Origin of the sequence: Umboniibacter marinipuniceus, from assembly GCF_003688415.1 — a bacterium.
In the GTDB taxonomy this organism is placed as follows: Bacteria; Pseudomonadota; Gammaproteobacteria; order Pseudomonadales; family DSM-25080; genus Umboniibacter; species Umboniibacter marinipuniceus.
The window spans coordinates 261,746-281,357 of the sequence record NZ_REFJ01000004.1 but is presented as its reverse complement, the minus strand read 5'-3'; the positions used below and the strand labels follow the sequence as shown (position 1 = coordinate 281,357).

The 19,612-nt window shown below is 48.9% G+C and carries 18 protein-coding genes; 16 read left to right on the top strand and 2 right to left on the bottom strand.

Going from position 1 to position 19,612, the window contains the following annotated elements; all coding sequences use genetic code 11:
* Window positions 1–40: 40 nt before the first annotated feature.
* From DFR27_RS09590 to nhaA, 9 genes are all read left to right on the top strand, one after another.
* Complete coding sequence (locus tag DFR27_RS09590) at window positions 41–673, top strand: alpha/beta hydrolase (protein WP_121877248.1); 633 nt, start codon at window positions 41–43, stop codon at window positions 671–673.
* A 10-nt stretch (window positions 674–683) separates the two neighbouring features.
* On the top strand, window positions 684–1,787 hold the full coding sequence (zapE, locus tag DFR27_RS09585) for a cell division protein ZapE (RefSeq protein WP_121877247.1): 1,104 nt from the start codon (window positions 684–686) through the stop codon (window positions 1,785–1,787).
* A 475-nt stretch (window positions 1,788–2,262) separates the two neighbouring features.
* Entirely contained in the window at window positions 2,263–2,691 is a 429-nt protein-coding gene (gene rplM / locus DFR27_RS09580; protein WP_121877246.1) for a 50S ribosomal protein L13, read from the top strand.
* Window positions 2,692–2,704: 13 nt separating this feature from the next.
* Window positions 2,705–3,094 (top strand): 30S ribosomal protein S9, encoded by a 390-nt coding sequence (gene rpsI / locus DFR27_RS09575; protein ID WP_121877245.1) that lies wholly within the window; start codon window positions 2,705–2,707, stop codon window positions 3,092–3,094.
* Between the two features lie 592 nt (window positions 3,095–3,686).
* Window positions 3,687–4,283 (top strand): ubiquinol-cytochrome c reductase iron-sulfur subunit, encoded by a 597-nt coding sequence (petA, locus tag DFR27_RS09570; protein ID WP_121877244.1) that lies wholly within the window; start codon window positions 3,687–3,689, stop codon window positions 4,281–4,283.
* Complete coding sequence (locus tag DFR27_RS09565) at window positions 4,283–6,511, top strand: ubiquinol-cytochrome c reductase (protein WP_121877243.1); 2,229 nt, start codon at window positions 4,283–4,285, stop codon at window positions 6,509–6,511. Before petA ends, DFR27_RS09565 begins: the two co-directional genes overlap by 1 nt.
* Window positions 6,512–6,596: 85 nt before the next feature.
* The gene (locus tag DFR27_RS09560) at window positions 6,597–7,232 is read left to right on the top strand and encodes a glutathione S-transferase N-terminal domain-containing protein (RefSeq protein WP_121877242.1); all 636 of its coding nucleotides are present in this window, start codon (window positions 6,597–6,599) and stop codon (window positions 7,230–7,232) included.
* A 60-nt stretch (window positions 7,233–7,292) separates the two neighbouring features.
* Window positions 7,293–7,739: a ClpXP protease specificity-enhancing factor gene (locus DFR27_RS09555; protein WP_121877241.1), complete on the top strand. Its 447-nt coding sequence runs from the start codon at window positions 7,293–7,295 to the stop codon at window positions 7,737–7,739.
* A gap of 106 nt (window positions 7,740–7,845) precedes the next feature.
* On the top strand, window positions 7,846–9,021 hold the full coding sequence (gene nhaA, locus DFR27_RS09550) for a Na+/H+ antiporter NhaA (RefSeq protein WP_121877240.1): 1,176 nt from the start codon (window positions 7,846–7,848) through the stop codon (window positions 9,019–9,021).
* 265 nt (window positions 9,022–9,286) lie between these two features.
* Here nhaA and glpK read toward each other — a convergent pair whose 3' ends face one another.
* Window positions 9,287–10,777: a glycerol kinase GlpK gene (gene glpK / locus DFR27_RS09545; RefSeq protein ID WP_121877239.1), complete on the bottom strand. Its 1,491-nt coding sequence runs from the start codon at window positions 10,775–10,777 to the stop codon at window positions 9,287–9,289.
* Between the two features lie 143 nt (window positions 10,778–10,920).
* Between glpK and DFR27_RS09540 the strand changes: the two genes are divergently transcribed.
* The 6 genes from DFR27_RS09540 to DFR27_RS09515 all read left to right on the top strand — a co-directional run bounded on the left by DFR27_RS09540 (window position 10,921) and on the right by DFR27_RS09515 (window position 17,231).
* Window positions 10,921–11,751: an SDR family NAD(P)-dependent oxidoreductase gene (locus DFR27_RS09540; RefSeq protein WP_121877238.1), complete on the top strand. Its 831-nt coding sequence runs from the start codon at window positions 10,921–10,923 to the stop codon at window positions 11,749–11,751.
* Window positions 11,748–12,809 carry a phosphotransferase family protein gene (locus DFR27_RS09535; protein WP_121877237.1) on the top strand — a complete coding sequence of 354 codons (1,062 nt, stop codon included), beginning with the start codon at window positions 11,748–11,750 and terminating at the stop codon, window positions 12,807–12,809. Before DFR27_RS09540 ends, DFR27_RS09535 begins: the two co-directional genes overlap by 4 nt.
* A gap of 38 nt (window positions 12,810–12,847) precedes the next feature.
* Complete coding sequence (locus DFR27_RS09530) at window positions 12,848–13,186, top strand: hypothetical protein (RefSeq protein WP_147434530.1); 339 nt, start codon at window positions 12,848–12,850, stop codon at window positions 13,184–13,186.
* 278 nt (window positions 13,187–13,464) lie between these two features.
* The gene (locus DFR27_RS09525) at window positions 13,465–14,613 is read left to right on the top strand and encodes a DUF3089 domain-containing protein (protein ID WP_121877235.1); all 1,149 of its coding nucleotides are present in this window, start codon (window positions 13,465–13,467) and stop codon (window positions 14,611–14,613) included.
* Window positions 14,614–14,673: 60 nt separating this feature from the next.
* The gene (locus DFR27_RS09520; RefSeq protein WP_121877234.1) at window positions 14,674–14,964 is read left to right on the top strand and encodes a hypothetical protein; all 291 of its coding nucleotides are present in this window, start codon (window positions 14,674–14,676) and stop codon (window positions 14,962–14,964) included.
* Window positions 14,965–15,164: 200 nt separating this feature from the next.
* Window positions 15,165–17,231, top strand: a complete 2,067-nt coding sequence (locus tag DFR27_RS09515) for a M13 family metallopeptidase (protein ID WP_121877233.1) — start codon at window positions 15,165–15,167, stop codon at window positions 17,229–17,231.
* Between the two features lie 163 nt (window positions 17,232–17,394).
* On the opposite strand, the gene DFR27_RS09510 is transcribed toward DFR27_RS09515, so the two are convergent.
* Window positions 17,395–17,931 carry a hypothetical protein gene (locus tag DFR27_RS09510; RefSeq protein WP_121877232.1) on the bottom strand — a complete coding sequence of 179 codons (537 nt, stop codon included), beginning with the start codon at window positions 17,929–17,931 and terminating at the stop codon, window positions 17,395–17,397.
* A gap of 316 nt (window positions 17,932–18,247) precedes the next feature.
* On the opposite strand from DFR27_RS09510, the gene DFR27_RS09505 reads away from it, so the two are divergent.
* On the top strand, window positions 18,248–19,612 hold the full coding sequence (locus DFR27_RS09505; RefSeq protein WP_121877231.1) for a tetratricopeptide repeat-containing sulfotransferase family protein: 1,365 nt from the start codon (window positions 18,248–18,250) through the stop codon (window positions 19,610–19,612).

Genomic DNA, 19,612 nt, shown 5'->3' with positions numbered 1-19,612 from the left:
TATTATAGAGGTATCTACCTTAAAGCTATAGTACTACTTCATGAACAATCTATTTAGTCAGAAATCACACACTTTTTTCATTGATGGTCCAGAGGGAAAGTTGGAGGCGGTCATTGATGGTTGTCCTAACGCTATTCGAGGGGTGGCTATTGTCTGTCACCCACATCCTCTCTACGCGGGGACCATGCATAATAAAGTGGCACATACTTTGGCTCGTGCTTACCGTGATAGCGGAATTGCCGCGGTGCGTTTTAACTTCCGTGGCATTGGTGACTCGGATGGCAGTTACGGCGATGGCGATGGCGAGCTCGAAGATCTTCTGGCGGTGAATCGCTGGGTAGAGGCTCATCGAGGTGACTTGGCTAAATATTTGAGCGGCTTTAGCTTCGGCTCAATGGTGGCGGCACGTGGTGCCGAGGCCTGTCAGCCCAAGCACTTATGCCTCGTGGCACCGCCAGCAGCCAGATACCCTTACCCGTTTCACTATCCATGTCCCGTGCTACTACTTCAGGGTACTGCGGATGAGGTCTGTGATGCTGAGGATGCCTTTGAATGGGCCCGCAACACCACGCCTGCGCCGGCGGTGGAGATCTTTGAAGGTGGCTCCCATTTCTTCCATGGTATTCTCGCGGATTTTAAACGCCGAGTAATGAAACACTTGGAAACGGTGTGAGGAGCGGAAAGTGAGTCCCTACGAACAGTGGAAAGCGTTGGTTGATAGTGGTGAATTCAGCTTCGACCCCGCCCAAGAGCTAACGGTTAGCAAGTTAACCGAAGTCTATGACCATCTCTGTATGGCATTGCATGATCCTGCCCCCGTTTCAGTCTGGCGCAAGGTGCTAAAGCGGCCAAAACGGATTGCGCCAGTCAAAGGTTTGTATCTTTGGGGAGGTGTAGGACGTGGTAAAACTTGGTTGATGGATGTCTTCTACGATGCCATTCCAGGTGAGCGAAAGATGCGTATGCACTTCCATCGTTTTATGCGTCGTGTTCACAGTGACCTCAAGCGCCTTGAAAACCGGAGCGATCCGCTTGTTCACGTTGCGGATGAGATTGCGGCGGAAACTAAAGTGATTTGTTTCGATGAGTTTTTCGTCAAGGATATCACTGACGCGATGTTACTCGGACGAATGTTCCAGTTGCTATTCGCCCGAGGGATCACCTTGGTGGCTACGTCAAATATTCCGCCAGAAAAGCTCTATGAGAATGGTTTGCAACGTCGTCGTTTTTTACCCGCTATTGAAATGATTCAAACCCATTGCAACATTCTAAACGTTGATAGCGATACCGACTATCGTCTGCGGACGCTATCACAAGCTGAGCTCTACCACGTGGGAGTTCCCGAGGAAACTGATGATGCGCTTCGGGAGGCGTTCTCTCAGTTAACGGCTAATCATTCGGGCGGTGAGCGCCGTGTTGAGATTGAGTTGTTGGGCAGGACCGTCGTTGGCCGCCGGGTGCATGATGATGTGGCATGGTTTGATTTTGATGCGTTGTGTAATGGCCCTCGTTCGCAGCACGATTACATTGAGCTGGCTAAAGAGTTCCATGCGGTAATTCTTTCAGGCGTACCCCAGCTTACTTCAGAGATTGAAGATCAGGCGCGGCGCTTCGTTTATCTAATTGATGAGTTCTACGACTGTAATGTTAAGCTCATTATTGCAGCTGAAGTGGGTATTCATGATCTCTATGTGGGCGAGCAAATGCAGTTTGAATTTCAGCGAACGGTAAGCCGTCTACTAGAAATGCAGTCACACGAGTATCTTGCTCAAGAGCATAGAGCATAGAGCATAGAGCATAGAGCATAGAGCATAGAGCATAGAGCCTAGAGCCTAGAGCCTGGTGCTTCGGCTTGCTTAAGTACAACTCTCAGCTCGAGGTCGGGTTGCTCGTATAGGAAGCGTTAACCATCTCAACTATAGTTCGCGTCGCTGGCGTATTTTTTAGTATTTGCGCTAGACAATGGCGTTTGACTTCTATATAGTTCCGCGCCAAAGGTTGAGCACGACAACATGAAGACAAATAGCTCGCCGAATCGAAGGTTCTTCTGTAGCCCCGATTCATATCGATAAGCAAACCTAAGTGTTTGCCCGTTCGTTAACGGTACTCTAGTGATTTCTATCGCTTTGTTGCTGTGGTTCTTAATCACGTAATGATGCGCTCTGAATTTGCTGAGATGTGCTGTCCTGTCTTCTTCTCTTACGAGAGTCTGTCGTGTTCTTTTAGTTTGCGGGAAACCGCCTAGAGCAGGATTTTGTTTTAATGAAAACCTTCAGTGCAAAAGCAGAAGCTGTACAGCGCGAGTGGTTCATTGTTGACGCTAAGGGTAAAACTCTTGGTCGTATGGCAGCTGAAATCGCTACACGCCTACGTGGCAAGCATAAGCCAGAATACACCCCACACGTTGACACTGGCGACTTCATCATTGTTGTGAACGCAGCAGAAGTTAACGTAACCGGTAACAAAGCTAAAGACAAAATGTACCACCGTCACACGGGTTACATTGGTGGCTTGAAGTCAATTTCTTTCGAGAAGTTGATCGAGAAAGCGCCTGAGCGCACCATCGAGACAGCTGTTAAAGGTATGCTACCAAAAGGTCCTCTTGGCCGTGCAATGTTCAAGAAGCTTAAAGTATACCCAGGTGCTGAGCACCCACATACAGCACAACAGCCTAAGCAATTAGACATCTAATCGGAGCAGAACAATGGCAGAACAATTCTACGGAACCGGTCGCCGCAAGACTGCTACCGCACGAGTCTTCTTGAAGGCGGGTAGTGGCGCGATCACTGTTAACAACCGTTCACTTGATGAGTACTTCGGTCGCGAAGTTGCTCGTATGATCGTTCGTCAACCACTTGAGTTGACTGAACTTACCGAAAAGTTTGATATCGCTGTTACCGTAAAAGGTGGTGGTGCTTTCGGTCAGGCTGGCGCAATTCGCCACGGTCTAACGCGCGCATTGATGAGCTATGACGAAACTCTACGTGGCGCACTACGTGCAGCGGGTTATGTAACTCGTGATGCTCGTGAAGTTGAGCGTAAGAAAGTTGGTCTACGCAAAGCACGTAAGAGCACTCAGTTCTCGAAGCGTTAATTTTCGATGTTATCAACGCTTTGCCTTGGGTGAATCGTTGTTCGAAAATTCAAAACCCCGCCATGGTGCGGGGTTTTGTTGTTTATACTCTTGCAGAATTATACTCGGCGGTCTATTTAGTGGCTGCGTCAAAGTGCTTTAGTCTTAACACAGGCAAGGTGTTAACTGCGCTTTAGGCTTATCACTGCCCAGGTGTAGGTCGCGTTTTAGTCTTCTCACCGGGAAAGCGTGGGCTGCGCTTTAGTCTTCTCGCTGGCAAAACCTAGGCCGCGCTTAGCGATATACCGTAATTCTCCGACGGACGGCTGAGCTTTATCTCCCAGTATTTCGTATTAGTTATTGAGTGCTTCACTTATTCAGTGATTCATTGCGGAGCTGAGAAGGTTTTTACGCCTATTCGAGCGGGCACAATGACGCAAATCGACTATAGTCTTCAACAATGCCAAAAATTGTCGGAAATCATCGCATTAGCGAGCTAGATAACCTTGTTACTCTTAGGGGTTTCTTATAACATACCAAGATAATTTTAAGTGCAGTAAACGCGGCGACAAGCCTAAGTTTCAAGTGAAGTTGTGATGGGAGAATATGCGTCATGAGCGATGACGGAGTAAATACGGCACGCCGTAAATTTCTTATCGGAGCCACCGGTGCGGTGGGTGCGGTAGGAGCAGTTGGTGCAGCCGTTCCGTTCGTAGGGTCTTGGGCCCCGAGCGCTAAAGCAAAGGCCGCTGGAGCCCCAGCTCGAGTCAATATCAGCAAGCTCGCCCCAGGCGAAATGATGGTAGGCGAGTGGCGAGGTAAGCCAATTTACGTTGTTAGACGTACGCCAGAAGTACTCGAAAATCTATACAAAATGGATGGCGAACTCCGCGATCCGGAATCTGTAGAGCCAATGCAGCCAGGCTACGCTCAAAACCATTATCGTTCTATTAAGGACGAGTACTTGGTATTGATTGGAATCTGTACGCATTTGGGTTGTGCTCCTCAGTATCGTCCTGAAGTTGGTGCTGCCGACTTAGGTGGCGATCAGTGGTTCGGTGGATTCTATTGCCCATGTCACGGTTCGAAGTTCGATTTGGCTGGTCGCGTACTGAAAGGTGTGCCGGCACCAGTGAATCTCGAAGTTCCTCCTTACAAGTTTGAAACCGACGGCTTGCTAATTATCGGCGTCGATGAGGAGACTGCATAATGTCGAAGATGAAGTCATTTATGGAGTGGCTCGACTACCGTCTGCCGGTTACCGAGGCCTTCAATAAGCACGCGGGCGAATATTATGCGCCTAAAAACTTTAACTTTTGGTACTACTTCGGTGTACTAGCCTCCATTGTTCTGGTCAATCAGCTGGTTACCGGTATTTGGCTAACCATGAGCTACGAGCCATCCGCTGAAGGCGCTTTCTCTTCCGTAGAATACATCATGCGTGATGTGGACTATGGCTGGATTATTCGCTACATGCACAGTACAGGTGCATCGGCATTCTTCGTGGTAGTTTACCTCCACATGTTCCGAGGATTGCTATACGGTTCGTACCGTAAGCCACGTGAGTTGGTATGGATCTTCGGTATGTTGATCTACCTGGCTCTCATGGCTGAAGCTTTCATGGGTTACGTGTTGCCATGGGGACAGATGTCTTACTGGGGTGCTCAGGTAATTGTTAATCTATTTGGTGCCATTCCTGGAATTGGTGAAGCACTAGTTGAATGGATTCGTGGTGACTACCTGATCTCAGGTATTACACTAAACCGATTCTTCGCGCTTCACGTGGTGGCCTTACCAATCGTCCTGTTGGCATTGGTTGTACTGCATATTCTCGCGTTACACCAGGTTGGTTCTAACAACCCAGATGGCGTAGAAATCAAAGCTCACAAGGACGAGAAGGGCAATCCAATAGACGGTATTACCTTCCACCCTTATTACACCGTTCACGATCTACAGGCCATTGCAGTATTCCTGTTTATCTTCTGTGCGGTGCTGTTCTTTATGCCGGAAATGGGCGGTTTCTTCTTGGAGTACGCTAACTTCGAAGAAGCCAACAACCTTAAGACACCTGAGCATATTGCACCGGTCTGGTACTTCACTCCTTTCTACGCCATGTTGCGTGCAGTGACCATCGATATCGGTCCGTTGAGCTCGAAGTTCCTTGGCTTTATTGTCATGGGTGCAGCCATCGCTGTATTGTTTGTTCTACCTTGGCTTGATCGTGCGAAAGCGCGTTCGGTGCGCTACAAAGGTAAAGTAACCTTTATCATGCTGGGTCTGTTCGTTAGCTCGTTTATCATCCTTGGCGTACTAGGCGTTAAGGCGGCTACACCATCGCGTACGGTGCTAAGTCAGCTGACAACTACCATCTACTTTGCGTTCCTTTTGGGTATGCCTTGGTGGTCTCGTGCCGGCGTTAAGACAACTGGAACCTACGTGAGCATGTGGTTCTGGGGGCTTTTGATTGCAGGTATTTCGGTCTCGGCCATTTCAACTACTATGGCCGCTACGGAAGCCGACGCACACATGATTGCTACCGCGGTTTATGGCTTAATTGTTGCCGTGATCTTCTTCATCATGCCTTGGCTAGTTGCTGGCGACAGTGAGAAACAGGAACCTGAGCGTGTCACGATGGACGGCGGTATGGGTCCAATGAAAGTGATCCTCTGCCTTGTAGCGGTTGCGTTACTTACTATGCTTCCGCTTCAAGCGAGTGCGGCGGGTGGCTCTGGTTATCCGCTAGACTCTGCAAACGTTGATGTGAGTGACCAAGAGTCACTCCAGCGCGGCGCCGCGTTATTCACTAACTACTGCATGGGTTGCCACAGCCTTAAGTTCCAACGGTTCGAACGCACCGCCGACGACCTTGGTATTCCGCATGACATCATGCAGGAAAACCTAAACTTTGCTGGTACGTCAATTGGCTCTTTGATGCAAATTCCAATGACTCCTGATCTGGGTAAGCAGTGGTTCGGCGCTGCTCCACCAGATCTGACGCTGGTCGCTCGTGCTCGTGGCGTAGACTGGTTGTACACCTACCTACGTACCTTCTACCAAGATTCTTCGCGTCCAATGGGTGTGAATAACAAGGTTTTCCCTAACGTTGGTATGCCGCACGCACTACTAGAGCTTCAGGGTCTAACTGAGTGTGCTCCTGGTCCAGTTCTTGCCGCTAATGGTGGTCAAAAACGCGATCCGTTAACGGGTGCTCCGTTGTTAGAGGATCCTTGTGGAACGCTAAAGATTGTCGAACCCGGCAAGCTGACAGCTGAAGAATATGACCAAGCAGTTTACGACCTAGTAAACTTCTTAGCTTACACTGCTGAACCTACGCAATTGAAGCGTGAGCGTATTGGCATGTTTGTGTTATTATTCATCGCAGTATTCTTTGTATTCGCATATCTCTTGAACCGCGAATATTGGAAAGACGTTCACTAAATTGTCGTTTAGGTGAACTTATCGAGGGCAGCTTTTAGAGCTGCCCTTTTGTGCTTTTATATTTTGAACAGTCGAGGTAACTTCTATGGGTGTTGTCGCTAAGCGATCCTCCATGACATTTTTTTCCAATGCTACTTGTCAGTTTTGTCACCGTGTTCGTATTGTTCTCGCCGAAAAGGGCGTCACTGTAGAAATCGTAGACGTTGACTTGAATGACAAACCTCAGGAATTGCTCGAGTTAAACCCTTACGGTACCGTGCCAACCTTGCTTGATCGTGACCTTGCGTTGTACGAGTCAAAGGTCATGATGGAATACCTTGATGAACGATTCCCACATCCGCCACTACTACCTGTTTATCCGGTGGCGCGAGCTGAGAGCCGCCAGTTAATGTACCGTATCGAACGAGATTGGGCGCCGTTGATCAGTGTTATTCAGACACATGAAGATCCTAAGGTGGCGGAGCTTGCTCGTAAGCGTTTACGTGAGGGTTTGTTGTCTACCGCTCCGGTATTTGGTGAGCTTGACTACTTTATGAGTGAAGAGCTTACGTTGGTCGATTGCTGTATGGCCCCAATTTTATGGCGCTTGCCGTTGCTGGGGATTGATCTTGGTGAAGGTAAGTCTGCAGAGCTGCTTCAGGGCTATATGACGCGTTTATTTGAACGTGAATCCTTCCAGAACTCATTGAGTGACTTGGAAAAAGAGATGCGTGATCTATAATCATAGGCACGGACTCTCAATGGCGCCTTCAGGCGCCATTTTTGTATTAAGGATGTAAAAATGAAGATGACCCCCAATAGAGGCTATGTTTGTAGAGCTATCTATGACTGGATTCTTGACAATGAAGCCACGCCCTACCTGTACGTGAATGCGTTAGCAAAAGATGTTGAAGTACCACAGGAGTACGTAAGTAAAGGGCAAATTGTATTGAACATTGCCCCCTCCGCAGTACAAAATTTGGTGCTTCATAACGATGGCATCAGTTTTAGTGCGCGTTTTGGGGGTATTCCCCGCACCATTTGGGTACCTGTTTGGGCCATACTCGGCCTGGTTGCGCAGGAAACGAATGAGGGAATCTTCTTTGACCCTCAGGAAATTGAGCCCTACGCGCTTGGCGGTGGACCTCGTTCGGAGAATAATGGTGAGAACAACGAGGATCCTGACCCCAGTTCACCCCCTCCTTCGTCAACTACTAAAGGACGCCCCTCTCTGAAAGTTGTAAAATGAAGCAATTAAGTTGAAGTGCGATCAAAGAGTCAAAGTTGCAATCATTGCAATGTCTTACGAGCGTTTACAACACTTTTTTATACCATTCTAACTACTAGGAAAAGCTATGCTGAAGGATTTTTTACGATGGGAAGCAGCCGGCGGAATGTTGCTAGTTGTGGCGATGGCAGCGGCAATGATCGTCGCGAACACGCCATTAAATGAGTACTATCAGGCGTGGCTAGATTTAATTGTACAGATTCGAGTGGGCTCACTGGATATTGAGAAACCGTTGCTGCTTTGGATCAATGATGGATTGATGGCGGTTTTCTTCCTGATGATCGGCTTGGAAGTGAAGCGCGAAGTGATGGAAGGCGAATTGAGTTCGCCATCACAAATTGTACTGCCCGCGTTCGCAGCGGTAGGTGGTATGTTGGTTCCTGCGCTCGTCTACGTGTATTTTAACTGGGGCAACGAAGCCGCTATGGCAGGCTGGGCAATCCCGACCGCCACAGATATTGCGTTTGCGTTAGGAATTCTGAGTCTCCTAGGCAATCGTGTGCCGCCAGCGCTGAAGGTATTCCTGCTAGCGTTAGCGATTATGGATGATTTAGGCGCCATCATCATCATTGCCATTTTTTACACCGCGGATCTCAGTACGCTGTCATTGATCTCTGGTGGTATCGCGTTAACGGTGTTGATTCTTTTCAATGTCTTTAACGTTAAACACTTAGGTATCTTCATGATTGTAGGCACCATAATGTGGGTGTGTGTGCTGAAAAGTGGCGTGCACGCTACGCTTGCTGGTGTCGCCTTGGCCTTCACGCTTCCGCTTAAGTTTAAGGACGGTAGCGAAGGCTATGTTCATAAGGTGGAACATGCGGTTCATCGCTATGTAGCCTTTATGATCTTGCCAATCTTTGCGTTTGCCAACACTGGTATTAGCTTTGACGGCATCGCGCTTTCCGAAGCAATGGGAAGTATCCCAGTTGGTATTGCGGCGGGCTTGGCAATTGGTAAGCCCCTAGGTGTATTTTTCTTTGCTGCCATTCCCATTATTGTGGGTTGGGCAACACTTCCAAAGGATGTTTCTTGGTCGGCGTTGTTCGGAGTGGGTTGCATCTGTGGTGTTGGTTTAACGATGAGTCTGTTTATCGGTACCCTTGCGTTTTCCGGGGCTGGTGGCGGCGGCGAGGCTGGCATTATGATTGACCGAATAGGCGTGTTAGCGGGCTCTTGGATCTCGGCAATCCTTGGCTTCTTTGTGCTTTGGTTGGTTCTCCCAAAAGTAGCTAGGCGCTAGCTCCTGAGAGATTGGCTTCTTTAGAAGCCAGCCTCATTGGGAATGATATAGCGGACCGAGTATCTCGACAGAGATGCTCGGTTTTTTCGTTTCACGACCTGTCTTTTATGAAATCAAGCAAGCGAATGCCTTTCAATAAAATACCTATCCGTTCTAATAATTTAAGCCCTTCAGCTCTTCAGCCCTCCAGCCCTCCAGCCCTTCAGCTCTTCAGCTCTTGCGTTCTTAAGTTCTTGCGTTCTTCAGTTCTATCCTCGGATGCCACTCACATTCTATCGTTTCGGCTTAGCTCAATACTTACTGCTGCGTGCCAGCGCTTCATCAGTTGATCTCGCAGCGATGGATTGATGCGCGGACTAAAGCTTTCGCTATGAGGTGCTGGGTTGGGCAGTGAGTTGAGGTCTTGTGCAAGACCACTACCCAATGCAGCTAAATAGGCCGCACCCAGCGCGGTAGCCTCGCTGAAATCATTGCGTACAATTCGGAGTTTAGAGAAGTCTGCCAACCACTGACAGAAGAGGGAATTCTTGACCATCCCTCCATCTACCTTTAGCTGAGTTAATTCCACACCGTCAGATTCCATTGCGGCAAATAGGTCGGCGCTTTGGAAGGCCACGCTTTGCAATGACGCACTGGCGATGTGTCGCTTGTCGGTACCTCGAGTCATACCGCTGATACTCGCTCTGGCATCGGCGGCCCAGTGCGGTGCACCTAAACCCGTGAACGCTGGAACCATGATGACGCCGTGATCAACCTCAACGTCGGCGGCTAAACGTTCGGTTTCACTCGCTGATGAGATGATGCCAAGCGAATCTCGCAACCACTGAATAATCGCCCCAGCCATGAATATAGAACCCTCAATGGCGTAGTGGGTCCTTCCGTCCAGTCTATACGCCACCGTTGATAGCAGTTTGTGCTCGCTCACAATGATATCCGAGCCAGTATTTGCCATCACGAAACAGCCCGTACCATAGGTGGATTTGATGTCACCGGGTTGCCAACAGCGCTGACCAATCAAGGCCGCTTGCTGATCGCCGGCGACGCCACGAATAGCGATACGATCACCGAATAGCGTGGCAACCGTTTCGCCGAAGTCGGCAGCACAATCATGGACAGCTGGAAGAATACGCTTCGGGATATTGAAAAGTGCTAATAGCTCGTCGTCCCAACATTGTTGGCGAATATTGAAGAGTTGTGTCCGTGAAGCATTGGTTGCATCGGTTGTGTGCTTTGCGCCACCAGTTAGCTTCCAAATTAGCCACGTATCAATGGTTCCAACAAGTAAGTCTTCTTCGGCGATCAGTTGGCGGGCGCCAGACGTATTTTCAAGTAGCCATTGAATTTTGGAGGCGGAGAAGTAGGGGTCTAGCACCAAACCGGTTTTGCTATTGATCATCTCGCCGAGCTCGCGTTGGCGTAATTGACGGCAAAAATCTTCAGTGCGACGATCCTGCCAAACAATGGCTGGGGCGATTGGCTTTCCGGTGCTCTTTTGCCAGGCGACAACGGTCTCGCGTTGGTTGGTAATGCCGATGGCTTTAATTTCCTTCGCTGAGAGCTGGGCGCTACTCAGTGCCTTGCGCACAGCTACAAGTACAGACTCCCAGATTTCCAGTGCATCGTGCTCTACCCATCCATTCTTTGGGAAATACTGCTGAAATTCCTGCTGATGGCTGGCGACTTCAGAAAAATCCTCATCAAAGATAATCGCCCTGGAGCTAGTGGTTCCCTGGTCAATGGAGAGTATAAAGTTCATAGATTCACCTCGGTGATCATAAAGCTAGTTAAGTCACTTCACTTTACGCAGTTTTTTCGATGGTTGCATCTCTGCTACTGATTTCCCGAAGTAAAAGTAAACCGCTTAGGCGTGTTAAGCTGGAACGAATTAAGGAGTAAATAATGAAAATAAAAGACTCTCGAATCATTATAACCGGCGGAGCGGCCGGTATTGGCGCAGCCTTAGCGCGGCGCTTTCACCAAGCTGGTGCCAAACAAATCATCATTGTGGATCACGAGGCCAAGGCGGCCGAATACATAGCCGCCGAAGTTGGCGGGCTCAGTGTAAGCATTGATGTCTGCAATGAGCAAGCGCTGAAGGAGCTCGTTGATCGCATTGAGCTAGAGGAGGGTGCCATTGACCTTTTCGTATCCAATGCTGGAACCGGAAAGGGAGACGGCGAACCCTGGTGGGCTACTTCAGCCTCTAATGATGACTGGCAGCTGCTTTGGCAGCTTCATGTGATGGCCCACGTCTACGCGGCGAGAGCATGTTTGCCGTACTTTATTAACCGACAATCAGGCTGGTTTCTCAATACCGCTTCGGCGGCCGGTCTATTGAACCAGATTGGCGACGCAGCGTATTCTACAACCAAACATGCCGCAATTGGTTTCGCCGAGTCACTCGCTATTACCCATGGTGATGACGGTATTGGTGTGTCGGTACTGGCACCTCAGGCGGTGGCTACCGGGCTTATTGGCATGGCCAACGGGAAAAGCGACATTGCGGGCGTATTGACGCCAGAACAGGTGGCGCAATGTGTGGTTGAGGGGTTAGAGCGAGGAGATTTTATGATCTTGCCTCACTCAGAGGTGAAGAAATTCTTCACCGCAAAGGCCGAAAACTACAACCGCTGGGTTGGCGGTATGCGTAAGCTAAGAAGGCAATCCATCGCACTTAATCCAGAATCAGGGATCAGGCTGCCGGTCAGTCAACTCAAGGAGTCGAAATGAGCAACAACACAACCGTTAGTATTAAAGCTGGTGAAGAATTGAATTGGGATGCGCTGGAAGCGTGTTTACGAGCAAATATTCCCGGTTTGGAAGGCGAAATGACAGTAAGCCAATTTCCCGGTGGCAATTCGAATTTAACCTATGAAGTTCGCTTTGGTGAGCGCTCGCTGGTGTTGCGTAGACCACCCTTTGGGACACGCCCAAAGAGCGGTCATTCAATGCACCGAGAGTACTTTGTGATGTCCGCACTCAAGGACTCGCGTATTCATGTACCGCAAACGCTGTTTTACACTGATGACGAAGCGGTGATAGGCGCTGAGTTCTATGTCATGGAGCGCGTAGAGGGCACCTTGATTCGTCAGCAATTCCCGCAGGACTGGAAGCTAACCGTGGCCGAGAAGCGGGCCTTAGTTTTTCGCGTCTTCGATGAGCTTATTGCCCTCCATAATACGGATATAGCAGCGGTAGGCCTGGCTGAATTTGGCAAACCTGAGGGCTATATAGCTAGACAAATAGGAGGTTGGAATAAGCGTTTTAATAAGGCAAAAACCGATGACGTTGATGACTTTTTAGATGTTCAAGCGTGGCTGGAATCCAATCGCCCTAGCCAAGAAATTGCCGGCTGTATTGTTCATGGAGACTTTCGTTTAGATAACGTCATTATTGATTCGGAAAGCCGAGAAGTGGGGGCCGTACTGGACTGGGAAATTTCAGCGCTAGGGGACCCGCTGATGGATCTTGGTAACACCTTGGCATACTGGGTTCAAGCTGATGATCCTGACTATCTGAAGGGCTTGATCACCCAGCCGTCAATGGATGAAGGAATGCCCACACGGAATGAAATCTTAGCCTACTATTCAAGTAAAACTGGGATTGATACTAGCGATTTCAATTTCTATCTGGTTTATGGATATTGGCGTAACCTAGTCATTCTTCAACAAATCTACTACCGTTATTACCATGGGCAGACACAAGATCAGCGCTTCGCTATGTTTAAAATGGCCGTTAACGCGATGGGCAACCATTGCCGAATGTTAATATCTTCAGCTCATCGCTAAGCGGTGGTGCTGATCAATAGAATGTGAGGAACTTGCAGATGAGAATGACGTTGATCATTCCTATTCTTCTGTTCTCTGGGTGCTCTATGCACTCGGAGAGGCACTATTCGTCAGTTCCCGCATTGGCTCCCACGGCTAATCAGTGGAGCACCACCCTCTGGGTAGACGATATTGAAGTCCGCTACGGCTACATTGGTAATGAATATTTCGTTCGATTACGAAACCAGGGCAACGACGTGTGTAAGGTAACGCGCATTTATAGTAATGGTGAAATTTTAGAAACCTATCTTCCTCCGCTTGAAAGAACCGACGTAGAATGGCGGACGTTACCCACACAGCTATCCGATGTATCGGCGAATTGTCAGACTATCGATTAAGCTAGTCTTCTCCCAAAGCCCAAAGCCCAAAGCCCAAAGTCAAAAGTCAAAAGTCAAAAGTCAAAAGTCAAAAGTCAAAAGTCAAAAGTCAAAAGCTCAAATACCGTTGATCGCTGCCCGATTAACGTCGGTATAATGAGACTAGGCCTCACTAGATTGATTATCCATCCAAGCCATTTATGCGTTAACATCCACGGCTAAACTTAGGTGAAATCATCGCTCGTCAATTTAGGCGCAGCTTAACCGCCGAAGACTCTCAGTAGGAATGGACCTTAACTATGAATCGTTTTATTAAATATGCGCTCTCTATCATCGGAGTCCTTGTTCTTCTTATTCTCGCCGTGTTTTACCTATTTCGCGGTGAGCTACTTGAGTGGGCAATGAGCCCAGCGAAGGAATTTGCCGTCGCCGATGCAGTGCAGGCTCCCGACTACCGTTTAGCGAGTAGCTGGGCGGCACTACCCGGAAACCAAGCTGGTCTTGAGACCGGTATTGAGGAGCAGGGATTGATGTTGTCCTCGGCCATGGCAGATGCCTTCTATGTCCATCCTACCGGTTATTATTCGCCAAGCTCCTGGAACTCGCCCATGAATACACCGAGTTTCTCGAGTGAGCAAACGCAGGCGATGTTGCTCGCTCAAGCGAGTGCATTTTCTGAATGTTGTGACGTCTGGGCGCCCGAGTATCGCCAAGCTGGTATGGCGGTATTTTTTGAACGCAACTACGAGGACGGAGTTCAAGCGCTTGATTTGGCTTACGAAGATGTGTCGGCGGCATTTCAAGTATTTCTTGCTGAACGCGACCAGAGTCGTCCTTTCTTTATTGTCAGCCATAGCCAAGGCTCGGTTCATGCACTACGCCTTCTGAAGGATTTTGTTGATGGTAAAGCGCTACATGCTCAACTCGTGGCCGCCTATACCGTAGGCTACGCCATACCCAAGGACTATGCTGAAACCGTCTACTCCGATATTCAAAATTGTCGTGCTGAGTTTGATCAAGGGTGCCTACTTCATTGGGACAGCGCAATGCCTACCGCGAACTTAACGGGTAGCTACCCGCTATGGTATCCCTCCGGATGGGGGACAACAGGGCGATCTGAGCGACTTTGCATTAACCCTATCAATTGGAGCACCACGGAGCCAGCGAGTGCAGAGCTAAATTTGGGCGCATTGGTGGTATCCGCTTCGCTGGACGAATCGGCCGCTATGGCTAACCAGGCAACCGGCGTAGCGCCAACGGTTGAGGCGTTGCAGGTAGGTCAATATGGCGCGGAATGTCGAGCGGGTATACTTAGGGTATCCGGAGTTGATGAAGCTTCTCCTTTTAGGGGCTTGGTTTCAGCCGAGGGGGATCTGCACTTTGCAGATTATCAGCTTTTTTGGGGTAACCTTCGAGCGAATGCGCTTGAGCGTCTACTCGTCCATTAGTCAAAACTAGCGCCCACTGTCAGCGGATAAGCTATAATTGAAGCTGACAGTGAGGTATTTATGATTTTAACGTTTGATGAATTCCGCAATCATTTGGATGATGTACTTTGGTACACGTGGGACCCTGAACGGCGCAATCATAATGAAAAACAGCGGCACTGTTATTATCCGCTCACAGAGCAGCTTGCAGAACGCCTTTTAGATAACTACCGAAATGTTGATGTGACTCAGGAGTTGGCAAGATTACGCACAACTCATTGGCCTCAATTAGGCGAATCGACGGAAGAAAAGGCCGCCTGTGAAGCGATTCAAACGCTCCTATCCAACGCTGAAGTTGACCCCACCGCTTAGTGATTATTCGGGGCCTCTCATCCAATGTCGAAATCCACGCCGCGCCTTAGTGATTTTTCGATGCCCATCACCCAACGCCGAAGTCCATCCCATGGCTTAGTGATTTTCCGAAGCCAATCAAGACCTCCTAGTATCGTTCGAAACTTTTAGGTAGGCTGTAACACGTCTACTTTAAACCACACAAAAATAATGGGTATGTTATGAAAAAACTTCTACTGTCTGGCGCAATCGCCATGGCGCTATTTGGTTGCGGCGAAACCACCACTAATTCGGATGTGGCTGATCAAGAAATGTTGGAAGTCACTAGCTTGGCACCGATTTCAGGTCTGGATCTTGATGCCATGAACCTCTCTATTAAACCGGGTGATGATTTCAATGCTTATGTGAATGGTACCTGGATTGAGAGTGCCGAGATCCCTGCCGATCGCTCTTCTTTTGGTGTATTCGGACTGCTCCGTGATCAGGCTACGGCGGATATTCGCGCCATTATTGAAGAGTCTGCTGCCGCTACGCATGAGGCAGGTAGCGACGAACAGAAGGTGGGCGATATGTATAACGCTTACACTAATTGGGATGCACGAAATGCCCTCGGTATTTCGCCTCTAGCGCCGGAATTCCAGCGCATTGCGAATATTTCTTCGTACAGTGATTTAGCTAGCTACTTCGCCTACGCGTCCAAATACGGGGTGGATAATCCGCTTGGCATGGGGCAGTACGTTGACTTTACAGACCCAAATTCCTACATGGTTTATGCCGCTCAAGGCGGGCTAGGCCTTCCGGATCGCGAATTCTACTTCAATGACGGTGAGCGCAGCGAACAGATTCGAGCCGCGTATGTAGCGCATATTGAAGCTATGCTAACCCTTGCTGACATAGAGAACCCTGCCTCGGCAGCCGAGATGATCATGGCGTTAGAGACTCGCTTGGCGGCGGCGCATATGAAGAAAGAAGACGCCCGTAATATGACCAAGATCTACAACCCAATTCCGGTTGATCAGCTTGGTGAAGTGATGCCGACGTTTGACTGGGACGCGTATCTGGGTGAGTCGGGCATGGCTGATAAAATCGATAACCTAGTTATCCTTTCGTTGGACTATTCAGCGCAGCTAGATGACATTCTGCAGGATGTTGCATTAGATGATTGGAAGACGTATCTAAGTTGGAAGCTCGTGGATGCCTCAGCTTCTTCTTTAACTCAAGCCATGGACCAGCAGAACTTTGAGTTCTACAGTAAAACGCTTCGTGGTGTTGAAGAGCAGGAACCAATGTGGAAGCGCGGTGTGGGTGTAGTCAATGGTACGCTTGGTGAGGTTGTTGGTAAGGTCTATGTGAGTAAACATTTCCCTCCAGCAGCGAAGGCGAAGATGGAAACCTTAGTGGCTAACCTAATTAGCGCTTATGAGGCGAGCATCAATGAGCTGGATTGGATGAGTGCTGAGACCAAAGTTCAAGCATTGGACAAGCTTCACAAGTTTACGCCGAAGATTGGCTATCCTGAAAACTGGCGCGATTACTCGGCGCTTGACATCACTGGCGATAATCATTTTGCGAATATCCGTAATGTCCGAGAAGTTAACTGGGCGGAGAATATTGCCCGTCAAGGTGGCCCGGTTGATCGCAGCGAGTGGGGCATGACGCCACAAACGGTAAATGCTTACTACAATCCACCGTTAAACGAGATTGTCTTCCCAGCAGCTATTCTTCAGCCACCGTTCTTTAATCTTGAAGCCGATGACGCCGTGAACTACGGTGCAATTGGTGCGGTGATTGGCCACGAAATCGGTCACGGTTTTGATGATTCCGGTTCTACCTTCGACGGTGACGGCGTGCTTCGCAACTGGTGGACTGAGGCTGATCTCAGCGAATTCCAATCCCGCACATCGGAGTTAGTCGCTCAGTATAACGGCTATTACCCATTCGAAGATTTGCACGTGAATGGTGAATTTACCTTAGGCGAGAACATTGGTGATTTAGGTGGTCTGAGTATTGGGCTGCGTGCTTATGAGATGAGTCTAAACGGTAATGAATCACCGGTAATTGATGGTTTTACAGGCGTTCAGCGTGTCTTCCTTGGTTATGCTCAGGTTTGGCGGAATAAGTATCGTGACGAAGCGCTTCGCAATTTGATTGAAACGGATCCGCACTCACCATCTATGTACCGAGTGAATGGTATTGTCCGTAATGTACCAGCGTTCTATGACGCGTTCTCGGTTCAGCCTGGGGACGAACTCTATTTGGCGCCCGAAGATCGCGTGAAGATTTGGTGATCAACACGACGACATCGCCATAGCTAAGCGCCAGCTGGAAACAGCTGGCGCTTTTTTGTGGTCATGTTAAATAGTCGCTTTCGCGTGGGGCCTTCTGTTTTGCTCGCAGTCATGAGCGACAGTCTCACCGCTAGCAAGGAACAGAAGGCGGCCTGTTGGGCAGCTAAATTGTTTCCATCGTGATGGTCGCCGTATCCGTATAGTTGCCTGGCAGCTTAACGGTTCCGTCCTCCGTAATTGTTGCGGTCACGGAGCCAGGATAGCTGCTTCCGTCACAGCTGGTGGAATGGTTATCGATACCCTCATTAGAAGCGATTACCGATTGATCATCATCAGAGTCAAACTCTGCGCTTCCGGAGCCCTGACCAATCGTGAGCTTGTACGTAATGTTGTCGGCACCCCCCGCGTTTAGGTTAAAGTCATTATCGGTTTCGACATCAATCGAGTAATCGCCAGTGTTGGAGAACATACAAAGTCCGATTGTTGCGTCGGAGTTATTAGCGGCCGAAGCAAGGTCAATATCATCATCTTCCAAGCGCAGGGTGGCGAGTGGCACGACCGTTACGTTGATATCAATTTCACCGTCAGATTCACTGGTGTCATCGTCCTTGCCTTTTTTATCGGCCAGGGCGGTGCCCGATAATAACGAGAGGCAAAACAAGCCGGTCAGGAGGGGGGATTTTCTTAGTAAATTTTTCATGGCTAGGAGCTCCTTAAGGAAAATAACTGCCCTCGCGACTACGACATCATCAACCATGATTGTGCGACAGTTCTATTGCGCTCCGAGCGCTTTATCTAAATTTAGTTGACGCTTTGTCTTTCGCTGTAAGGATATATTGCTAACAATATAAGGGTTGGCCACTAGCTGATTGTAGGATGGCATACTAGCTGGCTACGATAGATCGCCCCTGCTTACTAATAGAACGAGCTGTTTCGAGATTTACCCTACGCAGCTCTGAGTGTTAATATCTCAAACCTTCTTGGTTTCCGAATTAATGGCATAAGGTTTACGGCTCATGATAAATATCGATACGCTAAATTCACAGAAAGATGAGCTCTTAGCCAAAGAGGACTACTTGGGCGCTATTAACGTGCTAGAGCAGATTCTAGCAATCGATAGCGCCGCGCCTAAGGCGTTACTCGATCTGGGCAGAAGCCAGTTGCAGGCAGGTCAGCCCACCAAAACGCTGGAAACACTCTCCACAGTGAGCAGCGATCATTCGGATTATTTGGCGATTCAGCTGGTGGTTGGTCACGCCCACAAGGCGCTTAACAATAATGATGCCGCGGCTGAAGCGTATGGCACCATGATCACCGATGATAATCCCTACTTCAGCGGTGTAGCATTTTGGTCAATAGCCGATCTAAAAACCAGAGCTTTTCACGACGACGAAATTGCAGCGCTTGAGCAGTTCATTGAACGCTTTGAAAGCCAGCCAGAGGTTCGTTACTTGGCGGATTTTGCGATGGTCAAAGTGTTAGAAAGTCGCGGTGATTACGAAGCTGCATTTAACAGCGCTCAACGCGCGAATAATATTGCTTGGCAGTTGCAACCCTTTGATCCGGCGGCGTTTCAACAGTTTGTGATGCAAAATGCGCAAACCCCCTGGCACAGTAAGCTAAGTTCAAATGAGGCCGCGCCCATTTTTATTGTTGGCATGCATCGTTCCGGCTCTACCCTTTTGGAGCAAATTCTGGCGGCCCATAGCGGAATAGAGGCCACAGATGAACTGCCTTATATTCGCCGCTTCGCCCATCAGTTAGAGCAAGCTAAGCTAAGTAAGGCATTTTCCGAGCTAGATGAAAAAGCCTTGGATGGAATGGCGCAACAGTATCTTGAGCAAGCGCAAGCTCACCAACCCGGGTTTTCCGGAACACTGATTGACAAAGAGCCCACCAACTTTCTGCATATTGGACTCATTTTCTCCCTGTTTCCAAAGGCAAAGATTATCAATATCGTTCGGGATCCTCGGGATAATGCCATGGCGGTTTATAAGCAGTACTTTGCCAAAGGTAATGAGTACAGTAATGCCTTGGAAGGAATTGCCTTTTATTGGCAGGGCTATGCAACCTTGATGCGGCATTGGCAGGCACAGTATGGGGATAAGATTTTAAACGTCTCCTATGAGGCGTTAACCGATAATCCGGAAAATCAGATAGCGCGTTTATTTGCCTATCTAGATAAACCTTTAGAGCCTGCATGCCTTAAGTTCTATGAGTCTGATCGCCCCGTACTCACGCCGAGTTCCGGACAGGTTCGACAGCCTATTAACAAGCGTTCAGTTGGCGCTTGGGAAAAGTATAAAGAACCACTTGGTCAACATGCCCAAGTATTAACGCAAATCAAACAAGTGGTTGATAAGCTATTCTTTAAATCTTGA